This is a genomic window from Stenotrophomonas panacihumi, from assembly GCF_001431645.1.
GTDB lineage: Bacteria > Pseudomonadota > Gammaproteobacteria > Xanthomonadales > Xanthomonadaceae > Stenotrophomonas_A > Stenotrophomonas_A panacihumi.
In genome coordinates this window covers 1-3,306 of the sequence record NZ_LLXU01000026.1, presented here as the reverse complement: position 1 = coordinate 3,306, position 3,306 = coordinate 1, and the positions used below count along the sequence as shown (strand labels likewise).

Genomic DNA, 3,306 nt, shown 5'->3' with positions numbered 1-3,306 from the left:
GCCCCGGGCGTCGCCGTCTGGGAATCGCCGCCGCGCTTCCCTCCACCGGCCAATTAGGCCACCCTACCGCCCCCGGGCTCCCCCGCCCTAGAAACCGCCACCATGCCCAAGCACCTGCTCATCGTCGAATCGCCCGCCAAGGCCAAGACGATCAACAAATACCTCGGCAAGGACTTCACCGTCCTGGCCTCGTATGGGCATGTGCGTGACCTTGTCCCGAAGGAGGGCGCGGTCGACCCGGACAACGGCTTCGCGATGCGCTACGACCTCATCGAGAAGAACGAGAAGCACGTCGAGGCGATCGCCAAGGCGGCCAAGGGCGCCGACGACATCTTCCTGGCGACCGACCCGGACCGCGAGGGCGAGGCGATCAGCTGGCACATCGCCGAGATCCTGAAGGAGCGCGGGCTGCTGAAGGACAAGCCGATGCAGCGCGTGGTCTTCACCGAGATCACCCCGCGCGCGATCAAGGAAGCCATGCAGCAGCCGCGCGCGATCGCCGGCGACCTGGTCGACGCCCAGCAGGCGCGCCGCGCGCTGGACTACCTGGTCGGCTTCAACCTCTCGCCGGTGCTGTGGCGCAAGGTGCAGCGCGGCCTGTCCGCCGGCCGCGTGCAGTCGCCGGCGCTGCGCATGATCGTCGAGCGCGAGGAGGAGATCGAAGCCTTCATCGCGCGCGAATACTGGAGCATCGACGCCGAGTGCGCGCATCCGTCGCAGCGCTTCAACGCGCGGCTGATCAAGCTGGACGGCCAGAAGTTCGAGCAGTTCACCATCACCGACGGCGACACCGCCGAAGCCGCCCGCGCGCGCATCCAGCAGGCCGCCCAGGGTCGCCTGCACGTCACCGACGTGGCCAGCAAGGAGCGCAAGCGCCGCCCGGCGCCGCCGTTCACCACCTCCACGCTGCAGCAGGAAGCCTCGCGCAAGCTCGGCTTCACCACGCGCAAGACCATGCAGGTCGCGCAGAAGCTGTATGAAGGCGTGGCGATCGGCGACGAAGGCACGGTCGGCCTGATCAGCTACATGCGTACCGACTCGGTGAACCTCTCGCAGGACGCGCTGGCCGAGATCCGCGACGTCATCGCGCGCGACTACGGCACCGCCTCGCTGCCGGACAAGCCGAACACCTACACCACCAAGTCGAAGAACGCCCAGGAAGCGCACGAAGCGGTGCGCCCGACCTCGGCGCTGCGCACGCCGGCACAGGTGTCGCGCTACCTCTCCGACGACGAGCGCCGCCTGTACGAGCTGATCTGGAAGCGCGCCGTCGCCTGCCAGATGATCCCGGCCACGCTCAACACCGTCAGCGTCGACCTGGCCGCCGGCAGCGAGCACGTGTTCCGCGCCAGCGGCACCACCGTGGTCGTGCCGGGCTTTCTGGCCGTCTACGAGGAAGGCAAGGACACCAAGACCGCCGAGGACGACGACGAAGGCCGCAAGCTGCCGGCGATGAAGCCGGGCGACAGCCTGCCGCTGGAGCGCATCCTCACCGAGCAGCACTTCACCCAGCCGCCGCCGCGCTACACCGAAGCGGCGCTGGTCAAGGCGCTGGAGGAATACGGCATCGGCCGTCCGTCCACCTACGCCTCGATCATCCAGACCCTGCTGTTCCGCAAGTACGTGGAGATGGAAGGCCGCAGCTTCCGCCCGACCGACGTCGGCCGCGCGGTCTCCAAGTTCCTGTCCGGCCACTTCACCCAGTACGTGGACTACGACTTCACCGCCAAGCTCGAGGACGAGCTGGACGCGGTCTCGCGCGGCGAGGAAGAGTGGATCCCGCTGATGGAGAAGTTCTGGGGCCCGTTCAAGGAGCTGGTCGAGGACAAGAAGGACTCGCTGGACAAGACCGACGCCGGCAGCGTGCGCGTGCTCGGCACCGACCCGGAGAGCGGCAAGGAAGTCAGCGCGCGCATCGGCCGGTTCGGCCCGATGGTGCAGATCGGCACGGTCGAGGACGAGGAGAAGCCGAAGTTCGCTTCGCTGCGTCCGGGCCAGAGCATCTACTCGATCAGCATGGAGGACGCGCTGCAGCTGTTCCTGATGCCGCGCGCGCTGGGCGAGGACAAGGGCGAGCCGGTCAGCGTGGGCATCGGCCGCTTCGGCCCGTTCGCGCGCCGTGGCAGCACGTATGCCTCGCTGAAGAAGGAGGACGATCCGTACACGATCGACCTGGCGCGGGCGATCTTCCTGATCGAGGAGAAGGAAGAGATCGCGCGCAACCGCATCATCAAGGAATTCGACGGCAGCGAGATCCAGGTGCTCAACGGCCGTTTCGGCCCGTACCTGAGTGACGGCAAGCTCAACGGCAAGATCCCGAAGGATCGCGAGCCGGCCTCGCTGACGCTGGAAGAAGCGCAGAAGCTGATGGAAGAGACCGGCAAGCCGGTGCGCAAGGGCTTTGGCGCCAAGAAGGCGGTGGCGAAGAAGGCCGTGGCCAAGAAGGCGGCCGAACCGAAGGCGGCCAAGGCACCGGCGAAGAAGGCCGCTGCGAAGAAGGCGCCCGCCAAGAAGGCCGCCACGAAGAAGACCGCGGCCAAGAAGGCCCCCGCCAAGAAGGCGGCGAAGAAGACGGTGGTAAAGAAAGCCGGTTGACCGGGCGGCTTGGCCGCCCCATGCCGAGGGAGCACGATGAAGGAACTTTCGCTGGCAGGCGCGGTATCGGCGCTTCAGCAGGGCGGAGTCATCGCCTATCCGACCGAAGCAGTCTGGGGCCTGGGGTGCGACCCGCGGCAGCGTGGCGCGGTGATGCGCCTGCTGGAGTTGAAGCGACGCCCGGCATCGAAGGGCGTCATCGTCGTCGCGGCCAGCCTGGAGCCATTGCGCCCGTGGCTGGACCTGGCCGCCTTGCCGGCTGACCGCCTGGCCGATGTCCTCGGCAGCTGGCCGGGCCCGCACACCTGGGTGCTGCCTGCGAGCGAACATGCCCCGGCGTGGGTGACGGGTGACCATGCCAGCCTGGCGGTGCGCATCAGCGCGCACCCGCTGGTCACGCGCCTGTGCCAGGCGTGGCAGGCACCGCTGGTCTCCACGAGCGCGAACCTGGCGGGGCAGCCGCCGGCGCGCACGCGGGAGGGATTGGATCCGGCGCTGTTGCAGGCGATCGATGGCGTGCTCGATGGCGAGACCGGGGGGTTGGCGCAACCGACGCAGATCCGGGTGGCGATGACCGGGGAAGTATTGAGGGACTGATTTTTTTGCGCGCGTGCGCATGTGGTGTGTGCGGTAGGTAATACCTTCTTACGGTGCGGGCCCCGGGCTGGCCTATAGGGTCGTCACGGCTCGGGCGAACATCCTGTTCGACTC

The 3,306-nt window shown here is 67.9% G+C and carries 2 protein-coding genes; both read left to right on the top strand.

Annotation, left to right across the window (positions count from 1 at the left end):
• Positions 1–102: 102 nt before the first annotated feature.
• Positions 103–2,595 (top strand): DNA topoisomerase I, encoded by a 2,493-nt coding sequence (locus tag ARC20_RS01405; protein ID WP_057643220.1) that lies wholly within the window; start codon positions 103–105, stop codon positions 2,593–2,595.
• Between the two features lie 36 nt (positions 2,596–2,631).
• Positions 2,632–3,192: an L-threonylcarbamoyladenylate synthase type 1 TsaC gene (gene tsaC / locus ARC20_RS01400; protein WP_057643217.1), complete on the top strand. Its 561-nt coding sequence runs from the start codon at positions 2,632–2,634 to the stop codon at positions 3,190–3,192.
• Positions 3,193–3,306 lie beyond the last annotated feature (114 nt).